The 2,190-nt window shown below is 52.6% G+C and carries 2 protein-coding genes; both read left to right on the top strand.

The annotated features are described in order from the left end of the window. A partial coding sequence (locus C7B77_RS28730; RefSeq protein WP_146138590.1) for a histidine phosphatase family protein occupies positions 1 to 689 on the top strand: 689 nt, incomplete at its 5' end. A gap of 10 nt (positions 690 to 699) precedes the next feature. Further along, entirely contained in the window at positions 700 to 2,007 is a 1,308-nt protein-coding gene (locus tag C7B77_RS28725; protein WP_106313123.1) for a dihydroorotase, read from the top strand. Positions 2,008 to 2,190 lie beyond the last annotated feature (183 nt).

Genomic DNA, 2,190 nt, shown 5'->3' with positions numbered 1-2,190 from the left:
AAAAATTCCCACCCCTGCACCCCCAAAACCAAGGGCCGCGCTTTTTGTTGGTGCGTCATGGCGAAACCGACTGGAATCGCGCTGGCAAATTTCAAGGCCAAATCGATGTCCCGCTCAACGAATTCGGACGCAAACAAGCCAGTCTAGCCGCTGAATTTTTAAAAACCATTCACATCGACTTTGGATTTACCAGTTCGATGTTGCGTCCGAAAGAAACCGCCCAAATTATCCTCCAAGGTCGCGACATTACTCTAGTCGAAGATGCAAATTTGCGCGAGATCGGGCACGGACTGTGGGAAGGCAAATATGAAGCCGAAATTAAGGCCGAATATCCCGGCGAACTCGAAAGGTGGCATACTCACCCCGAATCCGTTCAAATGCCTGAAGGTGAAAATCTCCAAGACGTCTGGGAGCGGGCGACGGCAGCATGGCAACAAATTCTCTCGCAGGTGGGTAACGAATCTCAAACTGGCATCGTCGTCGCTCACGATGCGACGAATAAGGTGTTACTGTGTTATCTGCTGGGACTCGGTTTAGCCGATATCTGGAAGATCAAGCAGGGAAATGGCGCAGTCACAGTTATCGATTATCCAGAGGGAATTGAGGGTCAACCTGTAATTCAAGCTCTCAATCTTACCAGTTACCTCTCAGGCGGCATTCTCGATCGAACCGCTGCTGGTGCATTGTAGTAGGATCGCAATGAATCAATTATTTCAACAGATTCGCATCTTCGCGCCTACTAGTGTCAGCGAGGACAGCAGCTCCCAGCCATCGCCAGGATCTGCGGTACGGCTGGAAGAACGAGTGGCCGATATTCTAGTTATCGATGGCATCATGGAGGAAGTTGTTGCCACTACTCAACTTCCTCATGACCTCAAGATTACGCCCGGACGAGATACGATCCTCGCTCCGGGATTGGTAGACTTATACAGTCACAGCGGGACGCCGGGACATGAAGAACGCGAATCGCTCGCCTCTTTACTCGCATCTGCTCAAGCAGGCGGTTTTGTCTCGGTCAATATTCTCCCCGATACCTTACCCGCACTCGATCGATCGAGCAGTATTACCAGTCTCGATCGAGAATATCACCAAATCGCCGATCGCATTCCTAATTGTCCCCAACTCGGCTATTGGGGCGCACTCACCGAGGGCGTAGAAGGCAAAACAATGACGGAGTTAGCCGAACTAGCAACTACTAATATTACAGGCTGGGCAGATGGGCGTGCCATTGCCAATCTCGCACTCACCCGCCGCCTGCTCGAATATCTCCAACCCTTCCACCGCCCGATCGGATTGTATGCCCTCGATCGATCCTTACGCGGTAATGGCATCGCCAGAGCTGGCGTAGCCGCACTCAAATACGGTTTGCCCGTCGATCCCGTCAGTAGTGAAACCGCCGCCCTCGCTGCGACGATCGAAATTATCGCCGATATCGGCACCCCCGTCCATCTGATGCGGATTTCGACCCGTCGCGGCGTCGAGATCGTCGCCGCCGCCAAACAACGCGGCGTCCCAATTACGGCCAGTACCACCTGGTTGCACCTACTAGCCGATACCAGCGATGTCGCCACCTACAACCCCAATTTTAAACTCGACCCGCCGTTAGGCACCTCAGACGACCGTCTAGCCCTGATAGAGGGGATAAAAACAGGAGTCATCGATGCGATCTCGATCGACCATCATGCCTATACTTACGAGGAAAAAACCGTAGCCTTTGGCGAAGCTCCACCTGGTGCGATCGGGTTAGAATTAGCACTACCCTTACTATGGCAACAGCTAGTAGTTCCCGGTACCTTATCGGCACGCGAGTTATGGACGGCACTGAGTATCAATCCAGCTCGGTGTCTGTATCAGTCTCCACCCACTCAATTTATCCTCTTCGAGCCGCAAGCCGCTTGGACGGCGACCAAAACTAGTCTCAAGTCGCTCTCCCACAATACAGCATGGCTGGGTCGAGAAATTATCGGGAAAGTCAGTTGCGAGTATTCTGGAGCGACTTTTCGGTAGAGGGTGTTGGGGTGTTGGGGCATTTTTGACTCCCCTCCCACTCAAGCAATAGATAATGTCGCTTTGTGATGTCGGTCGTCGATCGACGATCGACGATCGACTATTCACTAGTACTAGGCGGCGCAATTTAGGTTACTGTTTCACACACCCAACACCCAACAACCAACACCCAACTCCCCGCTC

Origin of the sequence: Chamaesiphon polymorphus CCALA 037 (assembly GCF_003003845.1) — a bacterium.
GTDB classification, from domain to species: domain Bacteria; phylum Cyanobacteriota; class Cyanobacteriia; order Cyanobacteriales; family Chamaesiphonaceae; genus Chamaesiphon; species Chamaesiphon polymorphus.
Note: the sequence above shows the minus strand (reverse complement) of the source record. Positions and strands in the feature narration are given on the sequence as shown.